Genomic DNA, 16,647 nt, shown 5'->3' on the forward strand with positions numbered 1-16,647 from the left:
TGGTAGTAATTGTCGATATGTATGAAACTTATGAGGAATGAATTGTTTTACATCATAAGTTTCTAAAGCTTTGTGAGTTCGTTCATAATAAAAGTATATGCTTTTGTTGAAGGATGGTTAATGAGATGTAGCTGAAATTTGTATTCCAGAAAGAACGTTAGTTAGGATAGAAAAGTAAAATTAGAAATATAATTAGTTCAATAAAAGCGACTTCACATTAGGTGGAGTCGCTTTTATTGTTGCTGCACGTATTCTATGATGTGATAGGAAGTGCAAAGAAATTTGATTAATAAAAGGAAGTAATCAATGAGTATGAATAAATTTCATAGATTAAAGTTGCATTTTGTTTGAAAAATTTACATGTTGCACTTTCGAAAGAACGTTCGTTTGTGTATAATTAGAACAAATGTTCTTTTAGGGTGGAGATTTCTACAAATGCATAAATAGTTTTGAATTAGAAAGCTACGCTACATATAAATAAGAGATGGATAAAGTGTATTTAGAAGTAAAGTTTCTGTTTTTATGAATAGATAGATGTAGAAAATTGAGGAGTAAAGAAAATGAATTATGTAAAGATACAGGAAAAAGGAAGAGAGTGGGTTCCGTTTACAGTAATGTCGGAACAATTATTAAGTATGAGAAAAATTATTGGAGAAAAATTAAAAGTCCAAAGACCACTAATAACGAATGAAGCGAAAGAAAGTATTTCTGACAAATTGTTAACTTCATTATTTTCTGAAGAAGAGATGTTAGTGACATATTTTGAAGAAGGGTACATACTTACAAGTTATATGACAGTGGTTCATATAAATCCAATTCAGCAGAATGTGGTTTGTACAGATGCGTTTTATAAAACGTATGTATTTTCTATTTTGGATATAATTGATGTAACATGAAAGAAGCTGGATTTTGAAATTTAGCTTCTTTAATTTATCCAGCTATTTGCGGGCAATTAGATTTACACCTCAAAATTCGGCTGTGAGTCAGGCTACCTGTAAAAGCCTAATTTTTTTGAAGAGGTGAAGAACTAAATGAAAAAGCAGCTAGATGCAAGCTAGCTGCTTAGTCCCAGGGAAAGGGAGAAAAAGATTGGCACTCAAAAAATCGACGATAGCTGTGTATCAGCCTGAGTATAGTATAGACAAATTTTAAAATGTTATACAAAAATGATTACAGATCTGGTTAGGCCGTACCAACTTGGTTTTGATCTGCTAGATCAGAATCAAATGTATTAGTCGCGCTAACCCCACTAAAAGTGTTCACTACGAAACCAACGTTAGATGCGCCAGAGCCGTTATAAGCTTTCGTATTCTCTTTTGGAGAAACGTTGTAGAAATCACCTAAGTTAAAAGATCCGTTACTATTTTGTACAACTAAATTCCCAACAACTGAGGGCATAATTTTCACCTGCTTTATAAGTAATTGTTTGCATTACTATATGAAGGTACAGTCTAATTGGTTCATTTGACAAATATTCCGGAATAGAAAAATGTTTGAAGCTTTGTTTAATCAATCGAGCAAAAAGTATGTTAAAATTAACGAAGAGTTGAATTTTAAAAAGAACAAATTTGAATAATTAATATATACGGAATTAAAGGAAGCAAAATGTAATGGATAATGTTATAAAAACAGTGGATTTAACAGATGCAGAATCAAGTAAACTTGTTGCTTTTATTTATAGTAATGATGTTACATTGATCGAAAAAGCATTTTGTCCTAATGAAATAAAATTAAAGTTTAATGAAATAGCAATTTTATCGGCAATTAAAACAGCATATATTACGAAAGTATCTATAAGGAAAGAACTTGAAGCGATTTTTCACGATACAGGCGTTTTATTAGTAAAGCAAAATGTTGAAAGGAATAGTATTCAATCTATAACAATGCATTTTGAGCAATTTAAAAAGTTGCAAAATGAGATTGAGAATCTAAATAAAAGTATACTATAAGACTAGGTGGAAATTCTTTGATAGAGGTGGGCTCTGTTAAGTTGCAAAAGTGGATTGAAAAGTATTTGGATAAATCGAACCATAAACATAAATATACTTTCATTAAGGTGTAATCTATATTTATCGATGTGAGAAATGTAGGGAAGAGAAGATACAATTTAAAAATAATAACGATACAAACAAAAAGAGTAACTATGATAGTTACTCTTTTTGTTTGTAATATGTAATATCAAAAATACTTCTAAAGTATGAAATGAATTGATACTTAAGTGAGAAGTTGAATAAGAATAAAAAGAGTAATATTAATGGAAAGGAGGAGATGAAGTTGGAGCGAAACGACATTGGGAAACTTGTAATTATTACTGGAGTAACGCAAGGGTTAGGACGTGCAATGGTTGATAGGTTTCATGAATTGGGATGGAACATAGCAGGGTGTGGACGCTCAAAAAATAAAATTGAAGAGCTTAATAAATATTACGGTGCTTCACATGATTTTCAAATAATTGATGTTTCAAATCATCACCAAGTTAGTAAATGGGCAAGTCGTATTATTAATAGGTATAGGGCTCCCGATATGTTAATAAATAATGCATCGATTGTTAATCAAAATGCACCGCTATGGAAAGTTACCGCTCAAGAATTTGAAAGTGTAATGAGTGTAAATGTGAACGGGGTAGTAAATGTCATTAGGGCGTTCGTCCCGGCGATGATAGCTAGGAAAGAAGGAATTATTATTAATATGAGCTCTAGTTGGGGAAGAGAAGGCGAGGCTGAACTTGCGCCATATTGTGCTTCGAAGTTTGCTATTGAAGGTATCACGCAGTCAATGGCAATGGAACTGCCAAGTGGCATGGCAGTAGTTGCTTTAGATCCAGGTGGAAGTATTAGCACTCCAATGCTTCACTTATGTGCACCTCAATATGTAAAAGAATCTCCTACACCTGAAATGTGGTCACATAAAGCAATTCATTATATATTAAATATATCAATAGATAAAAACGGAGATTCATTGACATGTCCGGTATACATTTAATGTTCAGATAGGTATTAAATGTTATATTCACAGTTTTGAAGGACAAGCATATATTTAAGTATGTAGGAAACATTTGCAAATTATACATTCATCGAGAAACTCCTGTCAAAAAGAGCACCTGAAATGTGCTCTTTTGTATTATTAGTACATAAAGTGATGCACAAAATTACATATGAAAAATAAAATAATGAATTAAAGGTGATATTTGTTTATTTCGAATGTACTAGAAAATTTTAATATAGGTGATGGGAAATGAACCTACGCGATTTAGAATTGACAGGGGCATGGTTTCAAGTAGGAGGAAATCTTATAGCAGCTATTGGAATAACTAGAGGGTTTGCAGGAGAAGAAAAGATTGAGTCGGATCTTGTTATTGTAGGGAGTTCATTACAAGCCCTCGGATATATATTACAAATTATAGCAACTATTGATGCGAAAGATGAATGTGAGAAGCAAGATGTAGCTATAGATAATAAAAATAAAGCGCTAGCAAAGACGGGGATTGAGTTATTAGCTTTAGGTAATATTTCTAATGTAATAGGAACGTATTTTAATCTAAATGAACAAATGAAAGAAAATGATTTCCTTATAATTACTGGAAATAGTTTGCAATCAATTGGAGCTTTTTTAGGAGTAGAAGTAGCATTGAATGAGAAAAATGGAATACAGTGGATTATTGTATTAGGGAATTCAATGCAAAGTTTAGGTGCAGGATTACAAGCATATGAAGGTATTCACAATATATCAAAAGAAGAAGAGGGAAATGAAGACAGTAATATAGATAAAGAAGATCAACGTATAATAGGGCTAATAGGTATTTGGATACAGGCAATAGGTACTGTAATTTCAGCAATTGGATTAACAGAAATAGTAGAGGAACAAAGATTGGAATCTAAGAAAAGGAAATGAAATACTCTTTTAAATGAAGTTTGGAGTATTTCAATTTTAGAAGTAGGACAAGATTGATGTGATAATTCTTTTTGTAGGCTTTTTCATATAGGCGTAGAATATACATATAAACGAACAGGTGAAAATAGCTTGTTAACGTTAGTGAGAGGCCCCTCATTTAGTTATACTATTATATGTGATTTTTGTAATGATGAGTTCTTATATACGCTTTTAGAAATAAAATGATTTCATAGGTTTGATAGTGTAGGAGATGGATGGGTAAGAATTGAAAAATAAACAGTAAGGAGTTTTTCAGACATGATGTACTTATTAGCAATTCTACTTCCGCCGGTAGCTGTTTTATTTTGCGGAAAGCCGTTTCAAGCGATTATTAATTTCATTTTAACCTTAATTTTTTGGGTTCCAGGAGCGATACACGCAGTTCTTGTCGTACATGATAAAAAAGCCGATAGGCGACTTAAAAGACAAGTTCAAGCGTACGATGAAATTAATAAAAGAAATAGAAGGTAAATTGCGATTGGCATACAAAAAAGAAAGGGGATTTGATTCTCCTTTCTTTTTTGTATGCCAATCAAGTTTAAATTTTAGTATAGCGGTAAGAATTTTTAATATAAGTATTATGATAATAACTTTTAGAGTGTGCGTTTAATAAACCGGTGTAAATGCTTTCTGGCACATTAAAGAAATCATACATACCATTCTTTAGTTGAATACGTAAAATCATAGAAAAAGGATTATAGCCAACAGCAACTAAATTTTTTGAAATAACGGGAGATAGTTTCATCATTACGCAACTCCTTATTTTTCATTTTAGATGGTTTCTTGTAGAGAAGGGGATTGTCGTGTTGAAATCCTAATAATTAAAGGAGTATTATACTTATATGCAATATATTAAATGTTTGTTATACGTAATTATAAGGAAGTTCACACGAAGTACATATCGTTGTGCTATTTTTATTTCACCTTTGATTTATCAATAAGAAAATATTGACCATTTGAAAAAAAGGTATATTATTTATACGAGGTATTCAAAATTCACTTCTTACATTCTATGCTTTAAGGGGCAGTATTATTAGAAAAATAGAAGTGAAAATAGTTTGTATAAGAAGTATTCTAAAATTTATAATCTGTGAATTAGGAAAATATTGAATGCTCCAGGTCAATATACTTTCTTGACTAAATGTATTTGTGAAAGTGACCTCAATATTTTTAAGTAAATCAACGGGAGAATTGAAAGGCAGGAGAAAGTAACATGTCAGAAAATTATCGTTCTCGAGAGGAGCGAAGACAAGTTCAAAAGAAAAAACAGCCAGCTTCTAAAAAAACGAAACCAAAAGGTAAAACATCGTTTTTCCGTAAATTTTTAATTAGTTGTTTACTACTTGGTATTGTAGGTTTAGTGGCAGGGGTGGCTACCTTTTTCGTTATGATAAAGGACGCGCCGAAACTTGAGAAAACAAAACTTGTTAATCCGTTATCCTCAAAAATTTATGATAAAGACGGGAATTTGGTATATGAATACGGGAAAGAAAAACGGACGAATGTTACGTATGATCAAATTCCTAAATTGGTAGAAAATGCATTTTTAGCGACAGAAGATGCACGTTTTTATGAGCATAGTGGAGTAGACTTTAAAGGTACTGCTCGTGCAGTTTTAGTTAGTCTTAAGGGAGATTATGGCTCTCAAGGTGGTAGTACGATAACGCAGCAAGTTATTAAAAATTACTTCTTATCGATGGAAAAAACGTCAAAGCGTAAGGTTCAGGAAATATATTTGGCGTATAAGCTAGAACAGCAATATTCAAAACATGAAATATTAGAGATGTATTTAAATAAAATTAATTTAGGTAATCGTTCATATGGAATCGCAACAGCAGCACAAAACTACTACGGTAAAGAATTGAAAGATTTAACATTACCAGAAGTTGCGATGCTTGCAGGTTTACCGAAAGCACCAAATAACTATGATCCAACGAAATCAGAAAATGTTCCAAGGGCAACAGAAAGAAGAAATACTGTACTAAACTTAATGAATCGACATGGTTATATTACAAAGGCAGAAATGGAAGAAGCATCAAAAGTTCCAGTAACAAAGGGACTTAAGACTGCAACTGTACAAACAATGCCATATCCTGCATTTATGGATGCGGTTGTGAAAGAAGTAGAAAAAGAACTACCAGATGCTAATATTGGTTCTGATGGTTTAGAAATTTATACAACATTGGATCCAAAAGCACAAAATTATGCTGATAAGATTTTAAATGACAATATTATTAATTATCCAAATGAGAGCTTCCAAGGTGCTTTCACATTTATGGATACGAAAACAGGAGAAGTTCGTGCTATAGGTAGCGGACGTGGTGAAAATAAAGCGGTATTTAAAGGGCATAATATGGCAATTGAATTAGATCGTGCAGCTGGTTCAACGATGAAACCAATTTTTGATTACGCTCCTGCAATTGAATATTTAAAATGGGCTACTTATCATCAAATTGATGACTCTCCATTTAAGTATTCAACTGGCCAAGAAGTGAGAAATGCAGATAGAAGTCATTTAGGGCCAATCTCAATGCGTGAAGCACTAACAAAGTCACGTAATATCCCAGCTATTAAAACAGCTAAAGAGGTAGGTATTAGTAAATCGAAAGAGTTCTCTGAGAAATTAGGTATTACATTTAATGTAGCACCGACAGAATCAACAGCGATCGGTACAAATGAAGCGTCACCAACTGAAATTGCAGGTGCTTATGCGGCATTTGGGAATGACGGTAAGTATACGAAGCCGCATTTTGTTAAGAAAGTAGTTTATCCAGATGGCAAGTCACAAAGTTTTGGACAAAAACCAAAACCAGTTATGGCGGATTCTACAGCATATATGATTACTGATATGCTTCGTTCTGTAGTTACATCAGGTACTGGTACATCGGCAAATGTGGCCTCTTTAGATGTAGCTGGTAAAACAGGTACAACTAACTATTCTTCAAAACAACTAGCACAATATGGAATTCCAGAAAGTGCAACTCGTGATAGTTGGTTTGCAGGATATACACCGCAATATACGATGGCAGTATGGACTGGATATATGAAAGATGGTAAAGACGAGTATATTAGTAGTAAAAATACGAAAATTGCACAGTTGATCTTTAAATCAATGATGAGTGAAATGGCTACAGATAAATCACGCTTTAAAATGCCAAGTAGTGTTATTCAAGAAGGTAGCGAGTTACGTATAAAAGGTGAAAAACGTGATTCATCTCCAAATACGAGCGTACCGGATACAACGGAACAACCAAAACAAGACCAACAGCAAAAAACTGAAGAAGAGAAAAAGCAAGAAGAATTAAAGAAACAGGAAGAACTTAAAAAACAAGAAGAGCAAAAGAAACAAGATGAACTTAAGCAACAAGAAGAGCTAAAGAAGCAAGAAGAGCAAAAGAAACAAGATGAATTAAATAAGCAAAATGAACAAAATAATGGAAATGGTCAAGGAACTCCAACCCCACCAACTACTGGAGGCGGTCAAGGAACTTCAACCCCGCCAACTACTGGAGGTGGTCAAGGAACTCCAACCCCACCAACTACTGGAGGCGGTCAAGGAACTCCAACCCCACCAACTACTGGAGGTGGTCAAGGAACTCCAACCCCACCAACTACTGGAGGTGGTCAAGGAACTCCAACCCCACCAACTACTGGTGGCGGCCAAGAGAATCCAACGCAACCAAGTACCGGAGGGAACATTGGAGAGGCCGTTTCCGATAATGGATAACAAGTAAAATATATAAGAATGTATTTAAAAAGCACGTAAGGGATCGTAAAAATGGTTCCTTACGTGCTTTTTGTTATTTTTAGGGAGAATTTCTTTTCGTAGTTATATTTAAATGTTAAAAGTACCATAGAAATGTTGAAAGTAAATTGATGGGAAATGATAGAAAATTTGAGTTGGAGCTACTTGGGGATAGCTAGGGTGATAATAAGAGGTACTACTAGGGTGTGTACCGTGATGCCAAAATGACGGACTGACTTGGCCAGGGAATTGATATTGTTGCCAGGAAGCGGGGAGTTCGATACCAACATCGGAACTGGCTGTATGGACGGCAGGCACATGTACTGAGGGAACTGATGGGACAACGGCGGTTATTCTTGGTGATACCCACATGAAAACAATCACTCCTAAGTTTTAATGATAAAGTAGTATATTCTTTTAACAGCTATAAAGGTACATATGGATAAGACTTTCGAATGAAACATACGTACAAAGTCGTAAGACCAAATTAAATTGATCGTGGACCATTTAGTATGAAAAGATACGTCTATTAGCGGAGGGCAAGGGAACATGAAAAATATACAATTGATGTGTTGATTGCAATATTTTACGTGTTTATGGAGGGATTTTAATGGAACGATTATGGACGAAATCATTTATTCAAATGACTATCGCGATGTTATTTTTATTTACAGGGTTTTATTTACTTGTTCCAACGCTCCCGCTCTTTATTAAAGAGATTGGTGGAAATGAATCACAAGTTGGACTGATGATGGGAATGTTTACAATAGCGGCAGTAATGATACGACCGATTATTGGAGGTATGTTAGATAAATATGGTAGGAAATCTTTTATTATTTGGGGACTTATCTTTTTTGGACTAACAATGTTTTCTTATAATTTAGCAACAACTATTATATTCTTAGCGGTTTTACGCGTTATTCATGGCGTGACATGGGCCGTTTCTACAACAGCTGTTGGGACAGCTATAACTGATATTATCCCAGATTCACGCCGCGGAGAAGGAATGGGCTGGTATGGGATGGCGATGACAATTGCGATGGCAATCGGCCCGATGATTGGATTATGGGTTGTACAAAATTATTCATTTCATGGCCTATTCTTATTAGCAACTCTTTTATCCTTTATGGCAGTCGTATTATCGTTAATAACGAAAGTGCCATTCACGCCACAAAAAGAAAAAGGGAAAATCCAGCTATTTGAAAAATCCGTTTTATCAATTACAATTGTTGTTTTCTTTTTATCGTTTGCATACGGAGGCATAACAACGTTTTTACCGTTATTTGCGTCATCAATTGATGTGAATCCTGGGACGTTCTTTCTTGTATATGCAATTGCTTTAACAATTGTACGTCCGATTTCAGGGAAATTATTAGATAAGTATGGAGAAGTATTTATCATACTCCCGGCACTATGTATTACCATTTTAGCTATAGTTGTATTAACTATTTCAAATAGTTTAATGGGTGTAATTATCGCAGCGGCATTATACGGTGTTGGATTCGGTTCAGCACAACCTGCTTTGCAAGCAGCGATGCTTACAATTGTTGCTCCGAGTAAAAGAGGAGTTGCTAACGCTTCATTCTTTACCGCATTTGATTTAGGTATTGGATTAGGTGCAATTTTACTTGGATTTGTTTCACAAATATTTGGTTATCGTATTTTATTCGCAGGTAGTGCAATTTCAGGATTAATAGCTTTAATTATATTTGTCATTTTTGTAAAACAACGATTAGGCAAAAAGGATTTTGCGTAAACAGGAGGAGCGAACATGAAAATTTCAATTGATCGTGATGCTCTACAATGGTTTAAGGAAGAATTGCGTATAAAGCATGATGAATCTATTTGATTTACCCCGCATTAACGAGCAGTAAGACCTCCACCTCAAAATTCAGCAAATACAAGGAAGTTAAGCAGGAGATTAACTGCTCGTAAATGCCCGATTGGTTCAACTAATAATCAGTGGGGGAGGGACAAAACCCCCACTGATTAAAGTTTCACTTTATTGTAAGATACGGAGGAAATAGCTCAATTCAGCCCGGCTATTCTTTAGGGATTGTTTCTGAGAAATCAGATGGGGAAATAGTGTCAGTTGAGAAAGACGGTATTTTATTTTTTATAGATTTTGATGATCTTTGGTACTTTCAAAACTATGATTTAGTTGTAAGCTATCGTAAAGAAACGGAAGAAATTTAATTTAATTATGTAAAATAATAATTTTATTAAAAATAAATAAATTCTATATAAGAATTATATTTATGGGAATATGAAATAAATATTATAAAAAAACGAGCTGTGCATGAGTGCAGCTCGTTTTTTTATGTTTGTTAAAGAAAAAGAGATTAAAGGTATATTTAGTGGGATTATATGGATAATTGTTATATTTCGTTTTAGAAAGTCGTAAAAAGATGTCTGTCCTTTCTTTATAAAAGATGAAAGTTATTTTTGAAAAATTGTATTATTACATCGGTAAAAGTATTGGAAACTTATCATTATAAAATAAATTGAAATCTTCTAAAAACTCTGATACATTGAAATAGAAATGTAGTTTCACAGTATTGTAAAGGCTTACAGTTATGTGCACGAAGATCTATTAGGATTGGAGGAAATAATGATGAAAGCTGAAGAAAAATTTTCCCCGGGATTAGATGGTGTAGTAGCAGCGGAGACGAAAATTTCGTTTCTTGACACAGTAAAAGGTGAAATTGTAATTCAAGGGTATGATTTAATCGAACTCTCAAAAACAAAAGAGTATTTAGACATTGTGCACCTTTTATTAGAAGAACATCTACCGAATGAGAATGAAAAAGCAACAATTGAAAAGAAATTAAAAGAAGAATATGCAGTGCCAGAAGGTGTATTTAATGTGCTAAAGGCATTGCCTAAAGAAACGCATCCTATGGATGGGTTACGTACAGGTGTGTCTGCATTAGCTGGTTACGATAGTGATATCGAAAACCGCTCGTTAGAAGTGAATAAAAGTCGAGGGTACAAGCTTTTAAGTAAAGTGCCAAATATTGTAGCGAATAGCTATCATATTTTAAATAATGAGGAGCCAATTCAGCCCCTTGAGGAATTGTCATATAGTGCGAATTTCTTCTATATGTTAACTGGTAAAAAACCAACTGAACTCGAGGAAAAGATCTTTGATCGTTCCCTTGTTTTATATAGTGAACATGAAATGCCAAACTCTACATTTACAGCTCGCGTAATTGCATCAACACAATCGGATTTATACGGTGCTCTTACAGGTGCAGTTGCATCTTTAAAAGGAAGTTTACATGGTGGTGCAAATGAAGCGGTTATGTACATGCTTTTAGAAGCTGGCAATGTTGAGAAATTTGAAGAACTATTGCAGAAGAAACTTTATAACAAAGAAAAAATCATGGGCTTTGGACATCGCGTATATATGAAGAAGATGGATCCAAGAGCACTTATGATGAAGGAAGCTTTAAAACAGCTATGTGATGTAAAAGGTGATTATACACTATATGAAATGTGTGAAGCTGGAGAAAAGATTATGGAGAAAGAAAAAGGAATTTATCCGAATCTTGATTATTATGCTGCTCCAGTATATTGGATGCTCGGTATTCCAATTCAACTATACACACCAATTTTCTTTAGCTCTAGAACAGTAGGACTATGTGCGCACGTTATTGAACAACATGCGAACAATCGTTTGTTCCGTCCACGTGTAAATTATATTGGCGAGCGACATGCATTTAGTAAATAAAAACAACTGGGGAGTTGTTAGCGCCGCCCGCCAGATGGGTGTTTGACCGACACCCATCATTAATAATAACGAATTTTCGACAGAAAGGGAAGAATAGCATGATTAAAACAAATGAAATTAAACAAAAAGATGCATTATTAGAAGAAATTACGGACTATGTATTAAATAAAGAGGTTACAAGTGCAGAAGCATTCAGTACGGCTCGCTACGTATTACTTGATACACTTGGATGTGGAATTTTAGCACTACAATACCCAGAGTGTACGAAATTATTAGGACCAGTTGTACCAGGAACAATCGTGCCAAATGGTACACGTGTACCAGGAACATCTTATGTGCTAGATCCAGTAAAAGGCGCATTTAATATCGGATGTATGATCCGTTGGTTAGACTATAACGATACTTGGCTTGCAGCAGAATGGGGACATCCATCTGATAACTTAGGCGGAATTTTAGCAGTAGCAGATTATATTAGCCGCGTTCGTGTTTCAGAAGGAAAAGAACCATTAAAAGTACGTGAAGTACTAGAAATGATGATTAAAGCACATGAAATTCAAGGTGTACTTGCTTTAGAAAACAGCTTAAATCGTGTTGGTCTTGACCATGTATTATATGTAAAAGTAGCAACAACTGCAGTAGTTGCGAAAATGCTTGGCGGAACGCGTGAAGAAATCTTTAATGCATTATCACATGCGTGGATTGATAATTCTAGTCTTCGTACATATCGTCATGCTCCAAATACTGGTTCACGTAAATCATGGGCAGCAGGAGATGCGACGAGCCGCGGTGTTCATCTTGCAATGACTGCTTTAAAAGGTGAAATGGGTTATCCAACAGCTTTATCTGCACCAGGATGGGGATTCCAAGATGTGTTATTTAACAAGCAAGAATTAAAATTAGCAAGACCGCTAGAATCTTATGTAATGGAAAATGTATTATTCAAAGTGTCATTCCCAGCAGAATTCCATGCACAAACAGCTGCAGAATGTGCTGTGAAATTATATCCGGAAATTAAAGAAAGATTAGATGAAATTGATCGTATTACAATTACAACTCATGAATCAGCAATTCGTATTATCGATAAAGAGGGACCATTAAATAACCCAGCTGATCGCGATCATTGCTTACAATACATTACTGCAATCGGTTTATTAAAAGGAGATATCGTTGCGGATGATTATGAAGATGTAGCAGCGAATGATCCACGTGTAGATGAATTACGTAATAAGATGGTTGTTGTTGAAAACAAGCAGTACAGTTTAGATTACCTTGACCCGAACAAGCGCTCAATCGCCAACGCTGTTCAAGTTCATTTTAAAGATGGTACTGTAACAGAAAATGTGGAATGTGAATACCCACTTGGCCACCGTTTCCGTAGAGACGAAGCAATTCCAAAAGTTGTTCAAAAATTCACTGCAAATATGGCAGGGCATTATTCTAGTAAGCAACAAGAACAAATTCATGAAACTTGTCTAAATGAAGAGAAACTAGAAAATATGAATGTCAACGAATTTGTAGATCTATTCTTAATCTAATAATAGGGGGAATATAGAATGGCTTGGGTTGTGAATAAACAGTCAACACAAGAGGAGCTTGCGAATCGCTTCCGAGCTTTAGTAGAAGCAAATGATATTTTGCAAATTCCAGGTGCTCATGATGCAATGGCGGCTCTTGTTGCGAAAAATACAGGTTTTTCAGCTCTATATTTATCGGGAGCTGCTTACACTGCAAGTAAAGGGCTACCAGATTTAGGTATCGTGACGTCTACTGAAGTAGCAGAGAGAGCAAGGGATCTAGTAAGAGCTACAGATTTACCAGTTCTTGTTGACATTGATACAGGATTTGGTGGAGTACTAAACGTAGCGAGAACAGCTGTAGAAATGGTAGAAGCGAAAGTAGCGGCTGTTCAAATTGAAGATCAACAATTACCAAAGAAATGTGGACATTTAAATGGTAAGAAACTTGTTACTACTGAGGAATTAGTTCAAAAGATTAAAGCGATTAAAGAAGTTGCGCCGAGCTTATATATTGTAGCGCGCACTGATGCTCGCGGCGTGGAAGGATTAGATGCAGCGATTGAAAGAGCGAACGCATATGTAAAAGCAGGGGCAGATGCAATATTCCCAGAAGCGCTTCAATCGGAAGAAGAATTCCGTTTATTTACTAGCAAAGTGAATGCACCTTTACTAGCAAATATGACTGAGTTCGGAAAAACACCATATTATAGTGCAGAGGAATTTGCGAATATGGGCTTCCAAATGGTTATTTACCCTGTAACTTCACTTCGAGTTGCTGCAAAAGCATATGAGAATGTATTTACGCTAATTAAAGAGACAGGTTCTCAAAAAGATGCACTTTCTAATATGCAAACGAGAAGTGAGTTATATGAAACAATTTCATATCATGACTTTGAAGAGTTAGATACTGGAATTGCGAAAACCGTATTATCTGAAGATCAATAGGTAGAAGGACTTAGGCGATGAGAATACATCTTTGGCAAAACGAACTGCTTGATGTGAAAATTCATCGCCTTCTGTTTTCAATAATAAGATATTCCACTCATCGTAGACGAGCATATGCAAAGAGCAATGAAGGCCGAAATGATAGGGGGATTCAGATGGAGAAAACGAAGTTACCATGGGATGAATTTTTTTCACTCAATAAAGATGTGAACAATACTTTCTTTACACCAGAAGATTTTTCAGGGGATGAAGATTTAATTGCAAAAACGACAGAACAATTCGTTAAACAAGAAATTGTTCCACAAATTGAGAACATTGAACAACATAACTATAAAGTTTCTCGTCAATTATTTGAGAAAGCTGGGGAACTTGGATTATTAGGCATTGAGGTACCAGAAGATTATGGCGGGTTCGAGTTAGGAAAGGCTGTCTCAGGTCTTGTAGCAGAGAAAATGGGTTACGCTGGTGCATTTAGCGTCTCTTTTAATATACACGCTGGTGTAGGTACGTTGCCTTACATATATTACGGAACGAAAGAACAAAAAGAAAAGTATTTGCCGAAAATCGCATCAGGAGAATGGATTGGTGCTTATGCTTTAACTGAGCAAAATGCTGGTTCTGATGCATTAAGTGCAAAAACGAGTGCAGTATTGAATGAAGATGGTACAGCTTGGAAGTTGAATGGTGAGAAGCAGTGGATTACAAATGCTCATATGGCAGATGTATACGTTGTTTTTGCGAAGACAAATAAAGGAATGACAGCGTTTATTGTCGAAAGAACATGTGAAGGTGTATCAATAGGACTAGAAGAAAAGAAGATGGGGATTAAAGGTTCTTCAACAGCGACGCTTATTTTAGAAGATGTTGTCATCCCCGCTGAAAATGTTTTAGGGGAAGTTGGGAAAGGGCATCACGTAGCTCTTAATATTCTTAACTTCGCTAGATTGAAACTTGCTTTTGGAAATATTGGAACAGCAAAACAAGCAATCGGTTTGTCGGTTCAATATGGAAAAGAACGAAAACAGTTCCAAACTGAATTAGTGGACTTTACAATGATTCAAGAGAAAATTGCCAATATGATTATTTCTACATATGGAGCAGAAAGTGCAGCTTACCGCACAGCGGGTGTAATTGATGAAGCAATTCATGAGAGTGATGAAGATCTTATGAAAAAAATGTCCCAATTTGCAATTGAATGTGCACTTAATAAAGTAAATGCTTCTGAAACACTGGGCAATATTGTAGATGAGGCTGTACAAATTCATGGTGGATACGGTTATATGCAAGAGTACGAGGTAGAACGTTTATATCGTGATGCTAGAATTAGTCGTATTTTTGAAGGAACGAACGAAATTAACAGATTAACAGTTGCCAAAATGTTAATGAAACAAATAGAGCAAATAGAAGAGCATGAAGTAGAAAGTGATATGGAAAATGTAGAAAGAAACCATCGTTACATTTTATTAGCGAAAAAATTGTTGAAACAATCTTTAAAAACGCTCTCTAAAACTCCGGACTTAAAAATTGATCAGGAGCAAGAATATTCACGCGTATTATCAAATATGTTGACGGACGTGTACGTCATGGAATCAGCATTTTTACGTACGAGGAAAGCAGTTAGTAAAAATGGTGAGGAAAAAGAGCGTACGAAGCAAATGATAACAGATGTTATTTGTGAAGAAGGATATCGTAAAGTAGAAGAAGCTGCGATTTCCATTCTTTCAGCAGCTGTCACAGAAGAACAAGATAGAAGTGTAGTTTTAGCTGAAATCCGTCAATTATTAGTGCCTTTATACACGAACTTATTTACGAAAAAGAGAGATATTGCGAAAGCTATTATAAATCGCGGGAAATATATTGTGTAAATAGGAGGAAAGCGATATGAAAAAGATTGGCTTTATCGGTTTAGGTAACATGGGTCTTCCAATGTCTAAAAATTTAGTTAAATCAAGTTACACAGTATACGGAGTGGACTTGAATAAAGAAGCTGAAGCTTCCTTTGAAAAAGAAGGCGGAATTATCGGTTTATCAATTTCGAAACTAGCAGAGACATGTGATGTGATTTTTACAAGTTTACCGTCACCTCGTGCTGTTGAAGCAGTATATTTTGGAGCAGAAGGGTTATTTGAAAATAGCCACTCAAATGTAGTTTTAATTGATACAAGTACAGTATCTCCACAGTTAAACAAACAGTTAGAAGAGGCTGCGAAGAAAAAGAAAGTAGACTTTTTAGCAGCACCTGTTAGTGGTGGGGTAATTGGTGCAGAAAACCGTACATTAACGTTTATGGTTGGTGGATCGAAAGAAGTATATGAAAAAACTGAATCTGTCATGGAAGTACTTGGAGCGAATGTTTTCCATGTTAGTGAGCAGATTGATAGTGGTACAACTGTTAAATTAATTAACAATCTATTAATTGGTTTTTATACAGCTGGTGTGAGTGAAGCTTTAACATTAGCGAAAAAGAACAATATGGATTTAGATAAAATGTTTGATATTTTAAATGTAAGTTACGGTCAAAGTAGAATTTATGAGCGTAATTATAAAAGTTTCATTGCATCAGAAAATTATGAGCCGGGCTTTACTGTAAATTTATTAAAGAAAGATTTAGGATTTGCGGTAGATTTAGCTAAAGAAAGTGAACTTCACTTACCAGTAAGTGAGATGCTATTAAACGTATATGAAGAAGCGAGTGAGGCAGGATATGGTGAAAACGATATGGCTGCTTTATATAAGAAAGTTAGCGAACAATTAATTTCTAATCAAAAATAGTGCAC

Annotated in this window: 15 protein-coding genes and 2 pseudogenes; 14 read left to right on the top strand and 3 right to left on the bottom strand. The window is 34.9% G+C overall.

All coding sequences use genetic code 11. The annotated features are described in order from the left end of the window. Positions 1 to 560: 560 nt before the first annotated feature. Positions 561 to 896, top strand: coding sequence for a YolD-like family protein (locus MR071_RS13945; protein WP_242236471.1), 336 nt, complete (start codon positions 561 to 563; stop codon positions 894 to 896). Positions 897 to 1,182: 286 nt separating this feature from the next. Here MR071_RS13945 and gerPF read toward each other — a convergent pair whose 3' ends face one another. After that, positions 1,183 to 1,398: a spore germination protein GerPF gene (gene gerPF / locus MR071_RS13950; protein WP_001141569.1), complete on the bottom strand. Its 216-nt coding sequence runs from the start codon at positions 1,396 to 1,398 to the stop codon at positions 1,183 to 1,185. Positions 1,399 to 1,610: 212 nt separating this feature from the next. Between gerPF and MR071_RS13955 the strand changes: the two genes are divergently transcribed. From MR071_RS13955 to MR071_RS13970, 4 genes are all read left to right on the top strand, one after another. Continuing rightward, positions 1,611 to 1,949, top strand: a complete 339-nt coding sequence (locus MR071_RS13955; protein WP_002148138.1) for a hypothetical protein — start codon at positions 1,611 to 1,613, stop codon at positions 1,947 to 1,949. Positions 1,950 to 2,274: 325 nt separating this feature from the next. Continuing rightward, positions 2,275 to 2,982, top strand: a complete 708-nt coding sequence (locus MR071_RS13960; RefSeq protein WP_242236474.1) for an SDR family oxidoreductase — start codon at positions 2,275 to 2,277, stop codon at positions 2,980 to 2,982. Positions 2,983 to 3,234: 252 nt separating this feature from the next. Continuing rightward, positions 3,235 to 3,891, top strand: coding sequence for a DUF6944 family repetitive protein (locus tag MR071_RS13965; RefSeq protein ID WP_242236476.1), 657 nt, complete (start codon positions 3,235 to 3,237; stop codon positions 3,889 to 3,891). Positions 3,892 to 4,188: 297 nt separating this feature from the next. Next, positions 4,189 to 4,401 (top strand): YqaE/Pmp3 family membrane protein, encoded by a 213-nt coding sequence (locus MR071_RS13970; protein WP_002065263.1) that lies wholly within the window; start codon positions 4,189 to 4,191, stop codon positions 4,399 to 4,401. A 67-nt stretch (positions 4,402 to 4,468) separates the two neighbouring features. On the opposite strand, the gene MR071_RS13975 is transcribed toward MR071_RS13970, so the two are convergent. Next, a complete protein-coding gene (locus MR071_RS13975) occupies positions 4,469 to 4,678 on the bottom strand; it encodes a KTSC domain-containing protein (RefSeq protein ID WP_002157941.1) in 210 nt (69 codons plus the stop codon). 639 nt (positions 4,679 to 5,317) lie between these two features. Between MR071_RS13975 and MR071_RS13980 the strand changes: the two are divergent. Beyond that, positions 5,318 to 7,048 (top strand): annotated as a pseudogene (locus MR071_RS13980) (transglycosylase domain-containing protein); the annotation flags it as partial. Between the two features lie 322 nt (positions 7,049 to 7,370). Continuing rightward, on the top strand, positions 7,371 to 7,664 hold the full coding sequence (locus tag MR071_RS25795; RefSeq protein WP_375337511.1) for a magnesium transporter MgtE N-terminal domain-containing protein: 294 nt from the start codon (positions 7,371 to 7,373) through the stop codon (positions 7,662 to 7,664). Positions 7,665 to 7,765: 101 nt separating this feature from the next. Here MR071_RS25795 and MR071_RS13985 read toward each other — a convergent pair whose 3' ends face one another. Next, the gene (locus MR071_RS13985; RefSeq protein ID WP_242236482.1) at positions 7,766 to 8,047 is read right to left on the bottom strand and encodes a hypothetical protein; all 282 of its coding nucleotides are present in this window, start codon (positions 8,045 to 8,047) and stop codon (positions 7,766 to 7,768) included. Between the two features lie 238 nt (positions 8,048 to 8,285). Between MR071_RS13985 and MR071_RS13990 the strand changes: the two genes are divergently transcribed. From MR071_RS13990 to MR071_RS14025, 7 genes and pseudogenes are all read left to right on the top strand, one after another. Further along, positions 8,286 to 9,431, top strand: coding sequence for an MFS transporter (locus MR071_RS13990; RefSeq protein WP_242236485.1), 1,146 nt, complete (start codon positions 8,286 to 8,288; stop codon positions 9,429 to 9,431). A gap of 245 nt (positions 9,432 to 9,676) precedes the next feature. Then, positions 9,677 to 9,871 (top strand): annotated as a pseudogene (locus MR071_RS14000) (HesB/YadR/YfhF family protein); the annotation flags it as partial. A gap of 415 nt (positions 9,872 to 10,286) precedes the next feature. Then, the gene (mmgD, locus tag MR071_RS14005) at positions 10,287 to 11,408 is read left to right on the top strand and encodes a citrate synthase (protein WP_142395903.1); all 1,122 of its coding nucleotides are present in this window, start codon (positions 10,287 to 10,289) and stop codon (positions 11,406 to 11,408) included. Between the two features lie 98 nt (positions 11,409 to 11,506). Further along, positions 11,507 to 12,943, top strand: coding sequence for a 2-methylcitrate dehydratase (prpD, locus tag MR071_RS14010; protein ID WP_242236487.1), 1,437 nt, complete (start codon positions 11,507 to 11,509; stop codon positions 12,941 to 12,943). A gap of 18 nt (positions 12,944 to 12,961) precedes the next feature. Then, entirely contained in the window at positions 12,962 to 13,870 is a 909-nt protein-coding gene (gene prpB, locus MR071_RS14015; protein WP_242236489.1) for a methylisocitrate lyase, read from the top strand. 155 nt (positions 13,871 to 14,025) lie between these two features. Beyond that, a complete protein-coding gene (locus tag MR071_RS14020) occupies positions 14,026 to 15,735 on the top strand; it encodes an acyl-CoA dehydrogenase family protein (RefSeq protein ID WP_242236491.1) in 1,710 nt (569 codons plus the stop codon). A 16-nt stretch (positions 15,736 to 15,751) separates the two neighbouring features. After that, the gene (locus MR071_RS14025) at positions 15,752 to 16,642 is read left to right on the top strand and encodes an NAD(P)-dependent oxidoreductase (RefSeq protein WP_105587084.1); all 891 of its coding nucleotides are present in this window, start codon (positions 15,752 to 15,754) and stop codon (positions 16,640 to 16,642) included. The last annotated feature ends 5 nt before the right edge of the window (positions 16,643 to 16,647 follow it).

This window comes from Bacillus cereus group sp. BfR-BA-01316, assembly GCF_022664195.1.
Taxonomy (GTDB): domain Bacteria; phylum Bacillota; class Bacilli; order Bacillales; family Bacillaceae_G; genus Bacillus_A.